This window comes from Pseudoxanthomonas sp. SGNA-20 (assembly GCF_003931635.1).
Lineage (GTDB): Bacteria > Pseudomonadota > Gammaproteobacteria > Xanthomonadales > Xanthomonadaceae > Pseudoxanthomonas.
On sequence record NZ_RRYK01000001.1, the window covers coordinates 1,076,266 to 1,093,282 of the forward strand.

Sequence of the window (17,017 nt, forward strand, 5' to 3'; positions counted from 1 at the left end):
CCCGGGGCTGCCGGCTCGCTACGGTTCGGCAGAAGCACATTGCGCATTGCCATGAGCGGCGCCCGTAGCGGACACCTAACGGGGCCATGCCTAGACTTGCGCCACCCGCTTCTGCACGCCATTGGCCCCCGATGAAGACCGCGACCCTGCTCCTGGCCGGCGCCACCGGCGCGCTCACTCCCGTTGCCGCCACCGCCGCCCCGGAACCGGAGGGCGTGCCGGCCGACCTGCCTGGCGTGCTCGTCACCGCGCGGCTGGATTCGGTGCCCGCGTTCGAGCTGCCGGCCTCGCTGGACGTGGTCGACCTGCAGGCCGGTTCGGCGCGGCCGCGCAGCGATGTCTCCGAGGTGCTGTCCGGCATTCCCGGCCTGCTGGCGCGCGACCGCGGCAACCGCGCCCAGGACACCCAGCTGTCGATCCGCGGCTTTGGCGCGCGCTCCACCTTCGGCGTGCGCGGCGTGCGCCTGTACGCCGACGGCATCCCCGCGACCATGCCCGACGGCCAGGGCCAGGTCTCGCACTTCGCCCTGGCCGCCGGCGACCGCATCGAGGTCATGCGCGGCCCGTTCTCGGCGCTGTACGGCAATTCCTCCGGCGGCGTGGTCCAGCTGTGGAGCGCCGATGGCACGCCCGAACCCAGCCTGGACCTGCGCGCCACCGCCGGCCGCTACGGCCACCTGGCCGGCAGCGCGCGCCTGCGCGGCACCGCCGGCGGCACCGGCTACAACGTCTCCGCCGCGGTCCTCGACAGCGACGGCTACCGTGACCACGGCCAGGCCAGGCGCAGCTCGCTCAACGCGCGCCTGCACCGCGACCTGGAAAGTGGCGGCCGGATCGAGCTGGTCGGCAACCACTTCCACGCCCCCGACGCGCAGGACCCGCTGGGCCTGACCCGTGCGCAGATGCAGGCCGACCCGCGCCAGGCGACCGCGGTCGCGCACGACTACGACACCCGCAAGTCGGTGCGCCAGGACCAGCTGGGCCTGCACTGGCGGCAGCCGCTGGGCGGCGGCTGGAACCTGCGCGCCAGCAGCTGGGCCGGGCAGCGCGACGTGGTGCAGTACCTGGCGGTGCCGCCGGCGGCGCAGGCCAATCCGCTGCACTCCGGCGGGGTGATCGACCTGGATGGCGCCTACGGCGGGGCCGACGCGCGCGTGGCCTGGCGGGACGCGGGAGGCCGTTTCGAACTCACCGCCGGCGCCAGCTTCGAGCGCCAGCGCCAGGACCGCCACGGCTACGAGAACTTCCTGCCCGGCGACGGCGGCCCGCGCCTGGGCGTGCGCGGCGCCCTGCGCCGCGACGAGGTCAATACCGTGCGCAGCTTCGACCAGTACCTGCAGGCCTGGTGGAAGCTGGCCCCGCGCTGGGCGCTGCAGGCCGGTGCCCGCCACAGCCAGGTGCGGTTCGAGGCCAACGACCGCTACGTCACCGCCGGCAATCCGGACGACAGCGGTTCGGTGCGCTACTCCGCCTTCACCCCGGTGGCCGGCCTGGTGTTCAGCGCCAGCGACGATCTGCGCCTGTACCTGTCGGCCGGGCGCGGTTTCGAGACCCCGACCTTCAACGAGCTCTCCTACCGCGCCGATGGCGGCGCCGGCCTGGCCTTCGACCTGCGCCCGGCGCGCAGCGACAACCTCGAGCTGGGGCTGAAGTGGCGCAGCGATGCCGGCACCGCGGTCGAGGCGGCGCTGTTCCGGGTCGATACCGAGCACGAGCTGGCGGTGGCCAGCAACAGCGGCGGGCGCTCCAGCTTCCGCAACGTGGGCGGGGCGCGGCGCGAAGGCGCCGAGCTGTCGGCGCACCTGCCGCTGACGGCGGCGTGGTCGCTGCAGGTCGCCGCGACCTGGCTGGATGCGCGCTTCAGCGACGGCTTCGGCCAGGTGGCCGCGGGCGCCGCGATCCCCGGCGTGGCCCGGCGCCAGGGCTGGGCGCGGCTGCAGTGGCGTGGCCAGGCCTGGGAGGCGGCACTGGAAGGCCTGGCCCTGGATGCGGTGCCGGTCAACGACGCCGGCAGCGAGTCGGCCGCCGGCCACGGCCTGCTGCACCTGGAGGCCGCGCGCAGCTGGGACGCCGGCGGCAGCCGCCTGCGCGCGTTCGCGCGGGTGGACAACGTGCTGGACCGGCAATACGCCGGGTCGGTGATCGTGAACGAATCCAACGGCCGCTACTACGAGCCCGGTCCCGGCCGCGCCCTGCTGCTGGGCATGGAACTGCGCCGCTGAGCGCGGCGACGGTCTCGGCGGAAACGGTCGAGCCGCCGCCGGGGCCCTGTTACGATTGGGCGGTTTTTGCGGCGCCGCGCCACGGCGGCGCCCGTTCCCGTCCCATCCCACCGCACAGAGCCAAGCCGTGTCCTTCTTCTCGAACGTCGAACTGGTCCCCGGCGACCCGATCCTGGGCCTGACCGAGGCGTACAACGCCGATACCCGTGCCACCAAGGTCAACCTGGGCGTCGGCATCTACTACGACGAACAGGGACGGATCCCGCTGCTCAAAGCGGTGCAGCAGGTGGAGCAGTCGCTGGCCGCGGCGGCGCGCCCGCGCGGCTACCTGCCGATCGACGGCCTGCCGGCCTACACCCAGGCCACCCGCGAGCTGCTGTTCGGCAAGGATTCGCCGCTGCTGGCCGCCGGCCGCGTCGCCACCACCCAGACCGTGGGCGGTTCCGGCGCGCTGCGCGTGGGCGCCGAGCTGCTGCGCAAGGTGCTGCCGCACGCCACCCTGGCGCTGAGCAACCCGAGCTGGGAGAACCACCGCGCGGTGTTCAGCGCCGCCGGCTTCGAGGTCAGGGACTACACCTACTTCGACGCCGCCACCCATGGCGTGGACTTCGCCGGCATGCTGGCCGACCTGCAGCAGCTGCAGCCGGGCACCACCGTGCTGCTGCACGCCTGCTGCCACAACCCCACCGGCGCCGACCTGACCGTCGAGCAGTGGAAGCAGGTGGCGCAGGTGCTCAAGGAGCGCCAGCTGTTCCCGTTCGTGGACATGGCCTACCAGGGCTTCGACAAGGGCATCGCCGAGGACGCGGCCGCGATCGGCATCCTGGTGGACGCCGGCATCGACAGCTTCATCGTCGCCAGCTCCTATTCCAAGTCGTTCTCGCTGTACGGCGAGCGCGTGGGCGCGCTGAGCGTGGTCGCCGCCACCACCGAACAGGCCAGGGCGGTGCAGTCGCAGATCAAGCGCATCATCCGCACCATCTACTCCAGCCCATCGGCGCACGGCGCCTCGCTGGTGGCCGGCGTGCTCACCAGCCCCGAGCTGCGGGCGCTGTGGGAGGAGGAGTTGGCGCAGATGCGCGAGCGCATCCACGCCCTGCGCGCAGGCCTGGTGGCCAAGCTCGCCGAGCTGGGCCGGCCGGAGTTCGGCTTCATCTCGCAGCAGGCCGGCATGTTCTCCTACTCGGGCCTGAGCCGCGAGCAGGTGCACCGCCTGCGCGACGAGTACGGCATCTACGCCGTGGGCACCGGCCGCATCTGCGTGGCCGCGCTCAACCAGGGCAACCTGGAGTACGTGGCGCGCGCGGTGGCCGCGGTCAGCGGCTGATCCCGCCGCCACGCCGATGCACGAAGGCCCCGCGATGCGGGGCCTTCTGCGTCGCGGGCCCGCGCGGGGAAAGCGCCTACTCGGGCAGCTTGGCCGGCACGAACGGCGATACCGGGTCGCTGGCCGGGAAGGTCTCCTCCAGCGCCTCGTCCTGGTTGCGGTCCTCGTGCCGCTTGCGCTTCTGCTCCTCGGCGGGCGTGGGGGGCTGCCGCTCCTTGCCGGGCGGCGGCGGGTCCTTGCGGTCTCGGTTGGACATGCTCTGCCTCGTGGTCTGTCCGGCGGGAACGCCCATGCTTGCGCCAGGCCGCTAAAGAACGCGTGAGGGGCCGCGCGCGCCTGCTTTGCGCATTGCTCACGATCGCGCCACGGGCGGCGTGCTAACGGTTCATTCCCCGTCGCCCGAGGCTCCGCCATGGCCCGCCCGATCTGGACCGGCACCCTTTCCTTCGGCCTGCTCAACGTCCCGGTCTCGCTGATGTCCGGCGAGCGCCGCACCGACCTGCACTTCCGCATGCTCGACTCGCGCGACCACAAGCCGGTGCGCTACGAGCGGGTCAACGCCGACACCGGCGAGGAAGTGCCGTGGAAGGAGGTGGTCAAGGCCTTCGAGTACGACAAGGGCAGCTACGTCGTGCTGGAGGAATCGGACATCAAGGCCGCCGCGCCGGAGAGCCACGAGACGGTGGAGGTGGAGACCTTCATCGACGCGACCGAGATCGACCCGCGCTACTACGAGAAGCCGTACATCCTGGTCCCGGGCAAGAAGGCCGAGAAGGGCTACGTGCTGCTGCGCGAGACCCTGCGCAACAGCGGCCGCGCCGGCATCGCGCGGGTGGTGATCCGCACCCGCGAATACCTGGCCGCGGTGCTGCCGCACGGCGATGCGCTGATCCTGATGCTGCTGCGCTATCCGCAGGAACTGGTGGATCCGGCCGAGCACAAGCTGCCGGAGGGTTCGGCCTCCGACTACCGGATCAGCGCCAGGGAACTGCAGATGGCCGAGCAGCTGATCGACTCGATGAGCGGCAAGTGGACCCCAGACGACTACCGCGACGAGTTCCGCGAGCGGCTGCAGGCCATCATCCGCAAGCGGATCAAGAGCGCCGGCGGCACCACCCAGGTGGACGACGAGCCGGACGCGCCGGAGGAGACCACCACCAACGTGGTCGACTTCATGTCCCTGCTGGAGCAGAGCCTCAAGGCCAAGAAGCGCACCCCGGCGAAGAAGGCTTCGCCGGCCAAGAAGGCCCCGGCGAAGAAGGCCGCGCGCAAGTCCACCGCCAAGAAGGCCGCGAAGAAGGCCCCGGCGCGGCGCAAGGCCGGCTGAGCCGCCCCCACCTGCCGGAAGTCACTTCCTGCGCCGGGACCATTGCCTCGGCGCCGGGCAGGACCGAGCATGCGCCCATGCGCCGCATGCTCGAACCCCTGCTGCGCCCGCTGCCGTTGGCCGGGTTGCTGACCATCCTCACCGTGGGCTACGCGCTGCGCTTCGCCACGCCGGAGCAACAGCCGCTGGCGCTGGCGCTGCTGGGCGCGTTCCTGCTGCTGTTCCTCACCCTGCAGCTGCTGCCCGAGCACTGGCGCCGCAGCCGCGACCTGGTGCTGGTGGCGATGGCGCCGGTGATCCTGGCGCTGGGCGGGCTCAGCTACCGGGTCAATGCCTCGCAGGTACTGCTGGTGATCTGGGTGGCGTGCATGTTTTCGGCCTGGCCGGCTCGCACCTGCCTGGCCGCGGCGGCGGTGGCCAACATCGCCTTCTGCATCGCCCTGCGCCGCGCCGGCTTCCAGGAGCCGGAGCCGATGGTCCTGATCAACATGGGGTTCCAGGCCCTGGCCGCGATCTGCGTGCACTACGCCACCTCGGCCGAGCGCTCGCGCGACGCCCTGGCCCGGGTCAATGCCGACCTGCTGGCCACCCGCGCCCTGCTGGCAGACAGCGCGCGCGACGCCGAGCGCCTGCGCATGGCCCGCGAGCTGCACGACGTGGCCGGCCACAAGCTGACCGCGATGCGCCTCAACCTGCGCTCGCTGCTGGCCGATCCGCAGCTGGCCGGCCGCCACGAGCTGGCGGTGGCCGAGCGGCTGTCGGGGGAGCTGATGGCCGACATCCGCCAGGTGGTGCAGTCGCTGCGCGACGACCGTGGCCTGGACCTGGCCACCGCGCTGCGCGCGCTTGCCGCGCCGTTCCCGCGCCCGCGGCTGGAGCTGGAGATCGACCCGGGCGTGCGGGTGGCCGATCCGGCCGTGGCCGAGACCCTGCTGCGCGTGGTGCAGGAGGCGCTGACCAATGCCGCCCGCCATTCCGGCGCCGGCACGGTGCGGGTCCGGCTGCAGCGCGAGGACGGCGGGCTGGCCATCGACATCCACGACGACGGCCAGTGCCGCGGCCCGGTGCGCGAGGGCAACGGCCTGTCCGGCATGCGCGAACGCCTGGCCGCGCTGGGCGGGCGGCTGGACGTCGGCCTGACCCCGGGCGGCAGCCTGCGCCTGCAGGCGAGGCTGCCGGCATGAGCGGATCCGCGCTGCGCCTGGCCCTGGCCGACGACCAGGCCCTGGTCCGCGCCGGCCTGCGCGCCCTGCTGGAGCGGCTGGACCTGGTGGTGGCGCTGGAGGCCGAGGACGGCCATGCCCTGCTCGAGGCGGTGGCCGCGCAGCCGGTGGACGTGATCCTCAGCGACGTGCGCATGCCCGGCCTGGACGGCATCGCCATGGTCCACGCCCTGCGCGGGCGCGGCGACCCCACCCCGGTGCTGCTGCTGACCACCTTCGACGAGGCCGACCTGCTGCTGCACGCGCGCGAGGCCGGGGCCCAGGGTTTCCTGCTCAAGGACGCCGCGCCGGAGCAACTGCACGAGGCGATCCGGCATGTGGCCGCCGGCGGCACCCTGCTGGCGCCGGTCTCCACCGAGCCGGTGCGCGCGCGCTTCCGCTTCCGCGACGACACCCCTCCTGAGGAGGGCTTCAGCCCGCGCGAGGTGGCGATCCTGCGGCTGCTGGCCGGCGGCTATTCCAACAAGGAAATCGCGCGCAGCCTGTTCCTGGCCGAGGGCACGGTGAAGAACTACGTCTCCGCCATCCTCGACAAGCTCGGCACCCGCGACCGCACCCGCGCGGTGCTGAAGGCCATCACCCTACGCATCATCTGAAGCCGGGCCGAGCAGGTCCGGCCCGCCCTGCGGTACCCGGAAGGGCCCGGCCCACGCCCGCGCCGCGCCGCTCAGCGCCTGACGTCGTAACGGCCTTCGCCGACCAGGGCCTCGACCTCGGCCTCCGACACCAGGTTGAAGTCGCCCAGGATCGAATGCTTGAGGCAGCCGGCGGCCAGGCCGAAGCGGATCGTGCGCTGCGGCTCCCAGCCGCGCAGCAGGCCGTGCAGCACCCCGGCGGCGAAGGCGTCGCCGCCACCGATGCGGTCCACGATCGGCCCCACTTCCTCCTGCGGCGCCAGCGCGGTGCCGGACTGGCGGCCGACCAGCACGCCGGCCAGGGCGTGGTGGTCGACGTTGCGCGGGGTGCGCAGGGTGCAGGCCAGCCATTGCAGGTGCGGGAAGGCGGCAAAGGCGTCGGCCGCGGCCGCCTGCACCCGCTGCAGCGGTTCGGCCTGCGGGTACTGCCCGCCCAGCACCACGCCCATGTCGCGGTGGTCGGCAAACAGCACGTCGGCCTCGGCCATCAGCTCGCGCAGGATCGACGGTGCATCGCCCTGCCAGGCCTCCCACAGCTTCGGCCGGAAGTTGCCATCGAAGGACACCCTGGCCCCCGCGGCACGCGCGGCACGCGCAGCGGCCAGCGCCGCGGCGGCGGTATTGGCGCCCAGCGCCGGGGTCACGCCCGACAGGTGCAGCCAGTCGGCGCCGGCCAGCAGCGCCGGCCAGTCGTAGGCATCGGCCGGGGCCAGGGCGAAGGCCGAGCCGGCGCGGTCGTACAGCACCTCGGCCGGGCGGTGGATGGCGCCGGGGGCGAGGAAGTACAGGCCCATGCGCCCGGGCACCCGGCGCACCGCCGCAGTGTCCAGCCCGTGGCGGCGCAGTTCGCCGAGCACGGCCTCGCCCAGCGGGTTGTCGGCCACGGTGCTGGCCATGGCCACGCGGTGCCCGAACCGGGCCAGCGACACGCCCACGTTGGCCTCCGCCCCGCCCACCCGCACCTCCAGCTGCGGGCCTTGCAGCAGCTTCTCGCGGCCGGGCGCGGCCAGGCGCAGCAGCAGTTCACCGAAACACACGACACGCGCGGACATCGCGACTCCTTGGCTGTGGGACCGCAGGCAGCCCGCCGCTGCGGCGAGGCCAATCGGTGTCATTGTAGTGGCCGGACGCGGCGGCGCATGCGCGGGACGGGCCTCCCGCGCGGCACCCGCGTCCGCCGGCAATGCGGCGGCGCGCCGCGGGCGTTGCCGGTGCTTGCGGCCATGCCGCCGCGGCGCGGGCACTCGGGGACGGAGCGTTGCACCGCCCCCTGGTTCCTGCCCGCAGGCCGCGCGCGGATAGAATCAGGCCCCTGTCCACGGGAAGCCAGATATGCCAGCGAGCAAGAGTCCTGAAGTGGCCCGCCTCCCCGCAGGCAAGCCGGCTACCATCAACGACATCGCCCGGCTTGCCGGGGTGTCGAAGAAGACCGTCTCGCGGATCATCAACAACTCCCCGCTGGTGCGGAAGGACACCCGGGAGAAGGTCGAGGCGCTGATGCGCGAGGTCGGCTACACGCCCGACCCGATGGCCCGGGGCCTGGCGTTCCGCCGCTCCTTCCTGATCGGCATGGTCTACGACAACCCCACCGCGCAATACATCGTCGACATGCAGTACGGCGCGCTGGACGCGCTGCGCGACTCGGGCTTCGAACTGGTGGTGCACCCCTGCGACAGCCGCACCCCGGGCTACATCGATGGCGTGCGCCGCTTCGTGCAGCAGCAGAAGCTGCACGGGGTCATGCTGGTGCCGCGCGCGTCCGAGGACCAGGCCCTGGCCGACATGCTGGCGGAGATGGGCTGCCGCTACACCCGCATCGTCTCGGCGGCGTTCGACGACAGCGACAACCGCATGATCGTCACCCACGACCGCGAGGGCGCGATCGAGGCGGCCGAGTACCTGCTGCACCTGGGCCACCGCGACATCGCCCTGATCACCGGCGCCACCACCTACCGCTCGGCGCGGGAGCGCACCGAGGGCTTCGTCGAGGCACTGGCGCGGCGCGGCATGGTGGTGCCGAAGTCGCGGATCATCGAGGCCAGCTACTCGTTCGAGTCCGGCGTGGCGGCGGCCGAGCAGCTGCTGGCCGGCCGCAACCGGCCCACCGCGATCTTCTGCGGCAACGACGAGATCGCCGCCGGCGTCTACAAGGTCGCGTTGCGCTCGGGCATCAGCATCCCGCGCGACCTGTCGGTGGTCGGCTACGACGACAGCCCGCTGGCCTCGCGCCTGTGGCCGGCCCTGACCAGCGTGCGCCGGCACATCCGCGACACCGGTCGCATCGCCGCCGCCGCGCTGATCCGCAGCGACGCCGTCGCCCTGCCGGTGGCCAGCGTGCGGCCGCACCTGATCGTGCGCGATTCCTGCCAGCCGCCGGCCTGAGCCGGCCGTCGCGGGCGCTCAGAACAGTTCCCCCTGCGGCGAAGGCGGCCGTGGCGGCTGGAAGCGGCTGCAGTCCAGCGGACGTTGCCGCGCCTGCGCATAGCCGGAGCGCCGGTACGCCAGGGCGAAACGCTGCTCCAGCAGGTCGGCGTAGCGGCCCTGGCCACGCATGCGGGTGCCGAAACCGGAGTCGTAGTCGCGCCCGCCGCGCATCTGCTGCACCGTGCTCATGACGTGTTCGGCGCGGTCGGGCAGGTGCGCCTGCAGCCAGTCGCGGAACAGCGGCGCCACCTCGTGTGGCAGCCGCAGCAGGATGTAGCCGGCGCTGGTGGCGCCGGCCTCGCGCGCCGCCTCCAGCACCCGCTCCAGCTCGTGGTCGTTCACCCACGGGATGGCCGGGGCGAACATCACTCCGACCGGAACCCCGGCCTCGTGCAGGCGGCGCATCGCCCGCAGCCGCGCGTGGGGGGCGGCGGCGCGCGGTTCCAGGCGGGCGCTGAGGTGCGGATCCAGCGAGGTCACCGAGAAGTGCACATGGACCAGGTCGAGCGCGGCGGCGGCCTGCAGCAGGTCCAGGTCGCGCTCCACCAGCGCGTTCTTGGTGATCAGGGTGAACGGGTGGCGGCACTCGAGCAGCACCTCGATCAGCTGCCGGGTCAGTTGCAGCCTGCGTTCCAGCGGCTGGTAGGCGTCGGTGTTGATGCCCAGCGCGATCGGGCTGGGGCGGTAGCCGGGGCGCGCCAGTTCCCGGCGCAGCAGGTCCGGCGCGTTGGTCTTGGCGAAGATCTTCGTCTCGAAATCCAGGCCCGGCGACAGGTTGAGGTAGGCATGCGAGGGCCGGGCAAAGCAGTACGAGCAGCCATGCTCGCAACCGCGGTAGGGGTTCACCGACTGCGAGAAGCCCACGTCCGGGGAATTGTTGCGGCCGATGATGCTGCGCGCGGTTTCCTCCTGGACCCGGGTGCGCGGGCGCGACGGATCCGGGCCGGATTCGGTGTCGGCCTCCGGCGGCGCCCAGCCGTCGTCCACCGCCTCGGTGGTGGTGGCCTCGAACCGCCCCGGCAGGTAGCCGCGCGCGCCGCGCCCCTTGATGACAGGTCCGTGCATGGGCCCAGCCTGCCACGGCCGCGTCTCAGCGGCTGCGACGCCCTCACCCCCGCGTCGCCGCCGGCCCGCCTAGAATCGCCGCCATGCCCGACCTCATCCAAGCCGCCTGGCAGGCCGTCAGCTCGGTTCCGAACCTCGGCCTCTACCTCGCCGTGGCCTGGCTGCTGTACATCCCCTGGCTGGTCGCCTGGGTCGTGCTGCAGAAGCGCGAGCCGGTCGCCACCCTCAGCTGGGTGCTGTCCCTGGCCCTGCTGCCCTACATAGGCTTCCTGGTCTACTTCCTGCTCGGCCCGCAGCGGATCAAGCGGCAGCGCCTGCGGCGCGGGCGCTCGCGCTCGGGCATGGGCCACTACTCGGCGATCTGCCCGGCCGACGACAGCGCGGTGGAGCTGGCGCGCGTGGCCCAGTCCACCACCGGACTGCCGCCGTCCACCGCCACCCGCGCAGACTGGCTGGTCGACGGCCACGCGACCTACACCGCCCTGCTGGAGGCCATCTCCAGGGCCCGCCACCACATCCACCTGGAGTACTACATCTGCCGCCCCGACAGGACCGGCGGACGCTTGCTGGAGGCGCTGGCCGAGCGTGCCCGCGCCGGCGTCGAGGTACGCCTGCTGCTGGACGCGGTGGGCTCCGGGCCGCTGCGCGAACGCCACCTCAGGCCGCTGGTCGAGGCCGGCGGCCAGTTCTGCTGGTTCCATCCGACCAAGTTCCGGCCGTTCACCCGGCCGTGGCTGAACATGCGCAACCACCGCAAGATCGTGGTGATCGACGGCGCGGTCGGCTTCATCGGCGGGATCAACATCACCGACGACCACGACGAGACCGTCCGCGACCGCGCCTTCCGCGACCTGCACATGCGGGTGGAGGGCGAAGTGGTGCGCAGCATGCAGCTGGCCTTCGTCGAGGACTGGATCTACGCCGACTGCACCGAACCCACCCGGTTCGGTGATCCCGCCTACTGGCCCGAGGCTCCGCGCGGCCGGATCTTCGCCCAGCTGCTGGTGTCCGGCCCGGACTCCTCGTGGGAAGCGATCCACCGCCTGCAGGTGGCCGCGATCCACGAGGCGCGGCGCCGGGTATGGCTGGCCACGCCCTACTTCGTGCCGGGCGAGGCGGCGCGCATGGCCCTGACCTCGGCCGCGCTGGGCGGGCTGGACGTGCGCCTGCTGGTGCCGCGGCGCTGCGACTCGCTGCTGGTGACCCTGGCCGCGCGCTCGTACTTCGACGAGCTGCTCAAGGCCGGGGTCAAGGTCTACGAGTACGGCCCGCGCATGCTCCACACCAAGGCCCTGGTGACCGACGACGACCTGTGCGTGGTCGGCAGCGCCAACTTCGACCACCGCAGCTTCCGGCTCAACTTCGAGGCCTCGATGATGCTGCGCGACCGCCAGACCTGCGAGGCCCTGGCGCAGCTGCTGGAAGGGGAGATGGAGCAGTCCACGCGGGTCCGGCTGGACCGCCCCATGGGCCTGTGGCGGCACCGCCTGCCGGAGGCGTTCGCGCGCCTGCTGTCGCCGGTGCTGTAGGCGACGGGCGGCCACGCTGGCGGATGCGCGGGCTGGCCGGCGGCCGCCGGCGGCGGCATCATGGCGGCGCCGGGGCGCACGAGGGGGCGCCGATCTGCGGAGAATCGCGATGCACTGGCTGTACCTGCTGCTGGCCCTGGGGGCCCTGATGCTTGCCTTGACCACCCATAGCGCCGGGCTGTTGGCCCTGTGGCTGCTGATGATGGCCGGCTTCCTGCTGGCTTGGGTGGTCGGCTGGTACCGCGAGCGGATCGGCCAGGGCAGCCGCGACGAGGTGGCGATGGTCGATCCGGCCGAGCTGCTGCGCCTGCGCCAGCTGGCCGAGGCGCGCCGGCGCGAGGCCGCCGCGCGCCAGGGCGGCGACAGCCCGCCGGCGCCATGACCCGGCTGAGCGTCAACGTCAACAAGGTCGCGGTGCTGCGCAATTCGCGCGGCGGCCGGGAGCCGGACGTGCTGGAGGCCGCGCGCGCCTGCCTGGCCGCCGGCGCCCACGGCATCACCGTGCATCCGCGTCCCGACCGGCGCCATATCGTCGCCGAGGACCTGCCGCCGCTGGCCGCGGCCACCGCAGGTTACGGCGTGGAACTGAACATCGAGGGCAACCCCTTCGCCCCGCCGCGTCCCGGCTATCCCGGCCTGCTGGCGCTGTGCGGGCAGGTACGCCCGGCCCAGGTCACCCTGGTCCCGGACAGCGACGGCCAGCTGACCTCCGACCACGGCTTCGCCCTGGAAGGCGACCTGCAGGCCCTGGCCGACCAGGTGGCCGGGTTCAGGGCGCTGGGCTGCCGGGTCAGCCTGTTCGTGGACGCGGGCAATCCGCGGGTCGAGCGCGTGGCCGAGGTCGGTGCCCAGCGCATCGAGATCTACACCGGCCCCTATGCCGAGGCCCATGCCGCCGGCGATGCCCGGGCGGCACTGGCCGCCTGCGCCGACACCGCGCGGCGGGCCCAGGCCGCGGGGCTGGGGGTCAATGCCGGGCACGACCTGTCCCAGGCCAATCTTGGCCAGTTCCTCGCCGCGGTACCGGGGATCGAGGAAGTCTCCATCGGCCATGCCCTGGTGGGCGAGGCGCTTTACGCCGGCCTGGACGCCACCGTCCGCGCCTATCTCGGGATCCTCGGCCGCACTGGCTGAGTGCCCCGCGGCGGTCGCGGCCAGCCGCCGCCGGACCGGCCACAGGCAAGTGCGCCCGTACCGGACCTGCCGGGCAACAGGTCCGGTACGGGCGCCGCCATCCGGTTTGCGGGTTCCACGTGGCGGTACTGCATGCAGCCCGGGACGCGGCGCGCCGGCCCGACGGCTTCCGCCGCGGGCTCCGGGGACGCTGCGTTGCTGTCCGGCGCTGCCGCGCAGCGGCCGCCCGCCTTCCGGGCCCGGGGACGGGTCTGGCGCACCGCTCGGGGCCACGCCGTGCCGTAACCGGAGCGGGGCCGGCACCGCGGCAGCGTGAAATGAAAAACGCCGCCCGGAGGCGGCGTTATCCCAGTGCTGGTCCCGGCGACCCTACCGCTGCAGGAGGCGGGGCCGCCAGGGCACTGTTACTGCACGAAGTTGATCTTCTTCATGTCCGCGTTCTTGGCCGCGGCCAGCACGCGCGTCAGCACTTCGTACTGCGAGTCGCCGCTGGCATCGATGCGCAGCTCCGGCTGGTTGGTCGGATCGCGCTGCACTTCGGTCTCCATCAGCTGCTGGAGGTTGGCCAGGGCAACCGGGCCGTTGTTCCAGTACACCTGGTTGGAGGCGTCGATGCGCAGGTCGATCGGCGGCGGCGGTTCACGCGTGACCGGCGGCGGGTTGAGCACCCGCTGCGGCAGGGCCACGTCGATCGGGTAGGTCATGATCGGCGCGGTCACGATGAAGATGATCAGCAGGACCAGCATCACGTCGATCAGCGGCGTGACGTTGATCTCCGCCATTGGGCCCTTGTTGCCACCCGTACTGAAAGCCATGGGTTACTGCCCCTTCTCTTTGGTGGCGACAAAACCGATGTCGAGCATGCCCTGACCCTGGGCCACCTTGATGACATCCTGGATGATGCCGGTGCGGGTGGTGCGGTCCGCGCGCAGGTTCAGCGGCGGCTGCGGGGTCTGCTGGGCAACGCTGGACAGCCTCGACTCCATCACCTCGCGGGTGATCGGCTCGTCGTTCCAGTAGAGCGAGCCATCCTCCGTCACCGCGATGGTGATCGGCATCAGGCGATCGTTCTCCTCGTCGTGCGAGCGGACCAGGTTGGCCTCGGGCAGCTCGACCTTCACCTTATGCGCCATGAGCGGCGCGGTGATGATGAAGATGATGAGCAGCACCAGCATCACGTCCACGAGGGGCGTGACGTTGATGTCGTTCATCGGACCGCTGCTGTTGTCGGTACTGAAGGCCATGGGGCTCTCCGTCTAGGCTGGAACGACGCTTCGGTACCGGCTCAGCGCACGCGCGAGCCGGTGGCGAAGAAGTCGTGCAGATCGTGAGCGAACGCGTCGAACTTGGCGATCGTGGCGCTGTTGATCTTGCTGAAGAAGTTGAAGGCGAACACGGCCGGGATCGCGACGAACAGGCCGATCGCGGTCATGATCAGCGCCTCACCCACCGGGCCGGCAACGGCGTCGATCGAGGCCGAACCGGTCGCGCCGATGCGGATCAGGGCGCCGTAGATGCCCCACACGGTACCCAGCAGGCCGACGAACGGAGCGGTCGCGCCGACGGTGGCCAGCAGCACCATGCCCGACTGCAGCTTGGCGCTCTCGCGGGTCACGGCCTGGCGCAGGGCGCGGTCGACGAACTCCGAGCGGCTCAGGTTCTCGCCCAGGCCGGCGCCGGCGCCTTCGGTGCGCTGGTGGTGGGCAGCCGCCTGGGCGGCGTCCAGGGCGATCTTGGAGAACGGCTCGCTGCGCGGCTGCTCTTCCATCACGCGGATGGCTTCCTGCGCGTTCGGGGCTTCCCAGAAGGCGTTGACCACGCGGTCGGCGGCGGCCTTCAGGCGCATGTTCTTGATGGCGTTGAAGATGGTCCAGTACCAGGACGCCGCCGACATGAACACCAGGACGAGCAGCACGATCCAGGAGACAGCGAACTCACCGGGCTTGGTGGTCATCTCGTGGAGCAGGTGGTCGAAGCCCATCTGGTTCAGGGCGGAGGCGTTGCCCCCGGCAGCGGCGGCGATGAAGAGTTCCTGCAGCATGACGCTTACCTTTGTTTGGTTTGGTGGTGTTGTAGAAGGAAGGCGGAAACGTAGGCCCGGCTACCGTGGCGGCGGGCCGCCACGGGGTTCGGACATCAACCCAGGGTGAAGTTCACCGGGACCCGGACGCGACCGGCCGCCTTCTGGCCGTCCACGACTGCGGGATTGAAGCGCCACTTGCGAGCCGCCTCCATGGCGGCACGGTCGAGGTCGCGGTTACGGCTGGACTTTTCGACCGTGACGTTGGTGACATTGCCATTGGCGTCGACGTCGATGATCAGGATCACCTCGCCCTCGATGCCGGCGCGCGCGGCGGCCGGCGGGTAGCGCGGCGGGTTCATGTTCTTGGACGAGATGTCCACGCTGGCCGCGATGTCGGTCGGCGGGGCCGGCGGCGCCGGCGGGCTCGGCTCCTGGAACACGTCGGTCGGCCGCGGTTCCGGAACGTCGATCGGCGGAGCCTCCGGCGGCGGCGGCACCGGCGAGGGCTTCGGCGGCGACAGCTCCTTGATCGGCGGCGGCGGCTTGTCCTGCTTCGGCGGCGGCGGCGGCGGCGGCGGGGGTGGCGGCGGGGCGTCGACCAGCGTCACCAGGATGGCGCGCTCCTTCTCCTTCTCCGCCTTGGGGGCCACGGCCGGGATCAGCAGCAGCATCAGCGCCGCCAGATGAAGCGCGATGACGAACGCGATGCCGATGATGCGCGGCCAGCTTAGCCCGCTGTCCTCGGTTTCTTCGTAGTTCCTGTGGACGACCAGTTGTTCAGTCATTGCGCCAATGGCTCGATTGTGAGGCTGGAACCCGGCGGTTCCGTGATGCACGGTGAAAACCGCATGAACCGCCAAGCATATACCAATACCGAGGCCCTGTGCCTAGGGCCCGGCGGCTGATTTTGGACTACTTATTTGAGGTTGATGATCTTGCGCGCGTCCTCGGGCTTGCGCACGCCCTTGGCCAGGGCCTGCTGGGCGGCCTGCTTGGCCTCCGGCACGCGACCTTCCTGGTAGAGGACCCTGGCCAGGTTCAGGTAGGTCTCGCCGTCCTTGGACAGCGGGGCCGCCTTCTGCCAGTTCTCGATCGCCTGCGGGATCTGCTCGCTGTAGTAGTAGGACTGGGCCAGGGCCAGGTAGGTCTGGTAGTCCGGCTTCAGCAGGCCCTTCTGCAGGCCCTCGTTGATCACCGCGATCACGTCCTTCTCGCGGCCTTCCATGTTGGCATAGGTGACGTAGAGCTGGCGGTACTCGCGCTCCTCGCTCAGCTGGCCGGCGGCGCGCAGCTTCTCCAGCACCTCGGCGGCCTTGTCCATGCGCTCGGCCTGGGCGTAGACGGTGGCCAGGTTGGTCTGGGCCTTCTTGTCGCCCGGGTTCTTGGCCGCCAGGCGCTCGGCCAGGGCGATCGCCTCGCCGTGCTGGCCGGACTCGACGTAGCAGGCCATCAGCAGCTGCACCCAGTTGTCCCGGGCTTCCGGCGACTCCACCGCCTGCTTCAGCACCGGGATCGCCTCCTGGTAGCGCTCGGCCTGGTAAAGCGCCTGGCCCTTGAGCACCAGGTCCTGCGGCTTGGAGGACTGGGTCTCGGACAGGTAGCGGTCGAGCACGGCCAGGCCCTGGTCGACCTCGTCGTCGGCCAGGTGCAGCTGGGCCAGCATCAGCATCGACTGGTAGTGGCCGTTGTTGTCCAGGCCGTTGTACTGCAGCACCTGCTCCAGGTAGGCCTTGGCGGCAGCGCTGTCATCCTCGCTGTAAGCCGCCTGGGCGGCGACCTGCGCGGCCAGGGCACGGTCGTAGTCGTTGGTGCCTTCGGTGGCCAGGATCTGGTCGGCCAGGCTGCGGGCCTGGGCGTAGTCCTCTTCGTTGAACGCGTCCAGCATCTTCTGCAGGTTCTTGCCCGCCTTGCGCGAGGACGTGGTCGCCGGCTCCTTGCGGGTCGCCTGCGGGTACAGCTGCTCGGCCCCCTGCGACTTCTTGCTGCCGCGCGACTGCGCGGCGGCGTCTTCCGCCAGCACCACGCCCCCGAGGGCGGCTGCGACGAAAAGCGACAGGACGGCGTGCTTGCTGCGGAATTTCATGGATCACCTCTTTCGTGCCACCGGT

Annotated in this window: 17 protein-coding genes; 9 read left to right on the forward strand and 8 right to left on the reverse strand. The window is 71.7% G+C overall.

The features are described from left to right. Positions 1 to 131 precede the first annotated feature (131 nt). Both EIM48_RS04810 and EIM48_RS04815 read left to right on the forward strand, forming a co-directional pair. Positions 132 to 2,222 (forward strand): TonB-dependent receptor, encoded by a 2,091-nt coding sequence (locus EIM48_RS04810; protein ID WP_125111162.1) that lies wholly within the window; start codon positions 132 to 134, stop codon positions 2,220 to 2,222. Between the two features lie 127 nt (positions 2,223 to 2,349). Continuing rightward, a complete protein-coding gene (locus EIM48_RS04815) occupies positions 2,350 to 3,549 on the forward strand; it encodes an amino acid aminotransferase (protein ID WP_125111163.1) in 1,200 nt (399 codons plus the stop codon). A gap of 76 nt (positions 3,550 to 3,625) precedes the next feature. Here EIM48_RS04815 and EIM48_RS04820 read toward each other — a convergent pair whose 3' ends face one another. Continuing rightward, complete coding sequence (locus tag EIM48_RS04820) at positions 3,626 to 3,805, reverse strand: hypothetical protein (protein WP_019397417.1); 180 nt, start codon at positions 3,803 to 3,805, stop codon at positions 3,626 to 3,628. A 156-nt stretch (positions 3,806 to 3,961) separates the two neighbouring features. On the opposite strand from EIM48_RS04820, the gene EIM48_RS04825 reads away from it, so the two are divergent. The 3 genes from EIM48_RS04825 to EIM48_RS04835 all read left to right on the forward strand — a co-directional run bounded on the left by EIM48_RS04825 (position 3,962) and on the right by EIM48_RS04835 (position 6,695). Next, on the forward strand, positions 3,962 to 4,876 hold the full coding sequence (locus EIM48_RS04825; protein ID WP_125111164.1) for a Ku protein: 915 nt from the start codon (positions 3,962 to 3,964) through the stop codon (positions 4,874 to 4,876). Positions 4,877 to 4,953: 77 nt separating this feature from the next. Further along, on the forward strand, positions 4,954 to 6,060 hold the full coding sequence (locus tag EIM48_RS04830; RefSeq protein ID WP_125111165.1) for a histidine kinase: 1,107 nt from the start codon (positions 4,954 to 4,956) through the stop codon (positions 6,058 to 6,060). After that, positions 6,057 to 6,695, forward strand: a complete 639-nt coding sequence (locus EIM48_RS04835; protein WP_019397414.1) for a response regulator transcription factor — start codon at positions 6,057 to 6,059, stop codon at positions 6,693 to 6,695. Before EIM48_RS04830 ends, EIM48_RS04835 begins: the two co-directional genes overlap by 4 nt. Before the next feature lie 71 nt (positions 6,696 to 6,766). Here the strand turns inward: EIM48_RS04835 and EIM48_RS04840 are convergent, their stop codons facing one another. Beyond that, on the reverse strand, positions 6,767 to 7,786 hold the full coding sequence (locus tag EIM48_RS04840) for a sugar kinase (RefSeq protein ID WP_125111166.1): 1,020 nt from the start codon (positions 7,784 to 7,786) through the stop codon (positions 6,767 to 6,769). Positions 7,787 to 8,066: 280 nt separating this feature from the next. Here EIM48_RS04840 and EIM48_RS04845 point away from each other — a divergent pair, with 280 nt between their 5' ends. Then, the gene (locus EIM48_RS04845; protein ID WP_125111167.1) at positions 8,067 to 9,116 is read left to right on the forward strand and encodes a LacI family DNA-binding transcriptional regulator; all 1,050 of its coding nucleotides are present in this window, start codon (positions 8,067 to 8,069) and stop codon (positions 9,114 to 9,116) included. A gap of 18 nt (positions 9,117 to 9,134) precedes the next feature. On the opposite strand, the gene EIM48_RS04850 is transcribed toward EIM48_RS04845, so the two are convergent. Then, positions 9,135 to 10,223, reverse strand: coding sequence for a PA0069 family radical SAM protein (locus EIM48_RS04850; RefSeq protein ID WP_125111168.1), 1,089 nt, complete (start codon positions 10,221 to 10,223; stop codon positions 9,135 to 9,137). 83 nt (positions 10,224 to 10,306) lie between these two features. Here EIM48_RS04850 and cls point away from each other — a divergent pair, with 83 nt between their 5' ends. From cls to EIM48_RS04865, 3 genes are all read left to right on the forward strand, one after another. After that, complete coding sequence (gene cls, locus EIM48_RS04855; protein ID WP_028914294.1) at positions 10,307 to 11,752, forward strand: cardiolipin synthase; 1,446 nt, start codon at positions 10,307 to 10,309, stop codon at positions 11,750 to 11,752. Between the two features lie 109 nt (positions 11,753 to 11,861). Continuing rightward, positions 11,862 to 12,134 carry a hypothetical protein gene (locus tag EIM48_RS04860; protein WP_125109175.1) on the forward strand — a complete coding sequence of 91 codons (273 nt, stop codon included), beginning with the start codon at positions 11,862 to 11,864 and terminating at the stop codon, positions 12,132 to 12,134. Next, a complete protein-coding gene (locus tag EIM48_RS04865; RefSeq protein WP_125076411.1) occupies positions 12,131 to 12,886 on the forward strand; it encodes a pyridoxine 5'-phosphate synthase in 756 nt (251 codons plus the stop codon). The genes EIM48_RS04860 and EIM48_RS04865 overlap by 4 nt, the downstream gene beginning before the upstream one ends. A gap of 404 nt (positions 12,887 to 13,290) precedes the next feature. On the opposite strand, the gene EIM48_RS04870 is transcribed toward EIM48_RS04865, so the two are convergent. The 5 genes from EIM48_RS04870 to EIM48_RS04890 form a co-directional block, all read right to left on the reverse strand. Continuing rightward, complete coding sequence (locus EIM48_RS04870) at positions 13,291 to 13,701, reverse strand: biopolymer transporter ExbD (protein WP_026010245.1); 411 nt, start codon at positions 13,699 to 13,701, stop codon at positions 13,291 to 13,293. Between the two features lie 3 nt (positions 13,702 to 13,704). Further along, positions 13,705 to 14,130 (reverse strand): biopolymer transporter ExbD, encoded by a 426-nt coding sequence (locus tag EIM48_RS04875; protein ID WP_019397393.1) that lies wholly within the window; start codon positions 14,128 to 14,130, stop codon positions 13,705 to 13,707. Between the two features lie 41 nt (positions 14,131 to 14,171). Continuing rightward, entirely contained in the window at positions 14,172 to 14,927 is a 756-nt protein-coding gene (exbB, locus tag EIM48_RS04880) for a TonB-system energizer ExbB (protein ID WP_019397392.1), read from the reverse strand. Positions 14,928 to 15,022: 95 nt separating this feature from the next. Further along, a complete protein-coding gene (locus EIM48_RS04885) occupies positions 15,023 to 15,694 on the reverse strand; it encodes an energy transducer TonB (RefSeq protein ID WP_028914292.1) in 672 nt (223 codons plus the stop codon). 131 nt (positions 15,695 to 15,825) lie between these two features. Beyond that, positions 15,826 to 16,992 carry a tetratricopeptide repeat protein gene (locus EIM48_RS04890; protein ID WP_125111169.1) on the reverse strand — a complete coding sequence of 389 codons (1,167 nt, stop codon included), beginning with the start codon at positions 16,990 to 16,992 and terminating at the stop codon, positions 15,826 to 15,828. Positions 16,993 to 17,017 lie beyond the last annotated feature (25 nt).

What these genes read in the sequence shown, in the direction of transcription:
- EIM48_RS04840 (WP_125111166.1), bottom strand. Translation starts at nt 7,786, where the DNA reads ATGTCCGCGCGTGTCGTGTGTTTCGGTGAACTGCTGCTGCGCCTGGCC.
- EIM48_RS04870 (WP_026010245.1), bottom strand. Translation starts at nt 13,701, where the DNA reads ATGGCTTTCAGTACGGGTGGCAACAAGGGCCCAATGGCGGAGATCAAC.
- EIM48_RS04885 (WP_028914292.1), bottom strand. Translation starts at nt 15,694, where the DNA reads ATGACTGAACAACTGGTCGTCCACAGGAACTACGAAGAAACCGAGGAC.
- EIM48_RS04875 (WP_019397393.1), bottom strand. Translation starts at nt 14,130, where the DNA reads ATGGCCTTCAGTACCGACAACAGCAGCGGTCCGATGAACGACATCAAC.
- EIM48_RS04835 (WP_019397414.1), top strand. Translation starts at nt 6,057, where the DNA reads ATGAGCGGATCCGCGCTGCGCCTGGCCCTGGCCGACGACCAGGCCCTG.
- EIM48_RS04890 (WP_125111169.1), bottom strand. Translation starts at nt 16,992, where the DNA reads ATGAAATTCCGCAGCAAGCACGCCGTCCTGTCGCTTTTCGTCGCAGCC.
- EIM48_RS04830 (WP_125111165.1), top strand. Translation starts at nt 4,954, where the DNA reads ATGCGCCGCATGCTCGAACCCCTGCTGCGCCCGCTGCCGTTGGCCGGG.
- EIM48_RS04850 (WP_125111168.1), bottom strand. Translation starts at nt 10,223, where the DNA reads ATGCACGGACCTGTCATCAAGGGGCGCGGCGCGCGCGGCTACCTGCCG.
- EIM48_RS04820 (WP_019397417.1), bottom strand. Translation starts at nt 3,805, where the DNA reads ATGTCCAACCGAGACCGCAAGGACCCGCCGCCGCCCGGCAAGGAGCGG.
- EIM48_RS04825 (WP_125111164.1), top strand. Translation starts at nt 3,962, where the DNA reads ATGGCCCGCCCGATCTGGACCGGCACCCTTTCCTTCGGCCTGCTCAAC.
- exbB (WP_019397392.1), bottom strand. Translation starts at nt 14,927, where the DNA reads ATGCTGCAGGAACTCTTCATCGCCGCCGCTGCCGGGGGCAACGCCTCC.
- EIM48_RS04810 (WP_125111162.1), top strand. Translation starts at nt 132, where the DNA reads ATGAAGACCGCGACCCTGCTCCTGGCCGGCGCCACCGGCGCGCTCACT.
- EIM48_RS04865 (WP_125076411.1), top strand. Translation starts at nt 12,131, where the DNA reads ATGACCCGGCTGAGCGTCAACGTCAACAAGGTCGCGGTGCTGCGCAAT.
- EIM48_RS04860 (WP_125109175.1), top strand. Translation starts at nt 11,862, where the DNA reads ATGCACTGGCTGTACCTGCTGCTGGCCCTGGGGGCCCTGATGCTTGCC.
- cls (WP_028914294.1), top strand. Translation starts at nt 10,307, where the DNA reads ATGCCCGACCTCATCCAAGCCGCCTGGCAGGCCGTCAGCTCGGTTCCG.
- EIM48_RS04845 (WP_125111167.1), top strand. Translation starts at nt 8,067, where the DNA reads ATGCCAGCGAGCAAGAGTCCTGAAGTGGCCCGCCTCCCCGCAGGCAAG.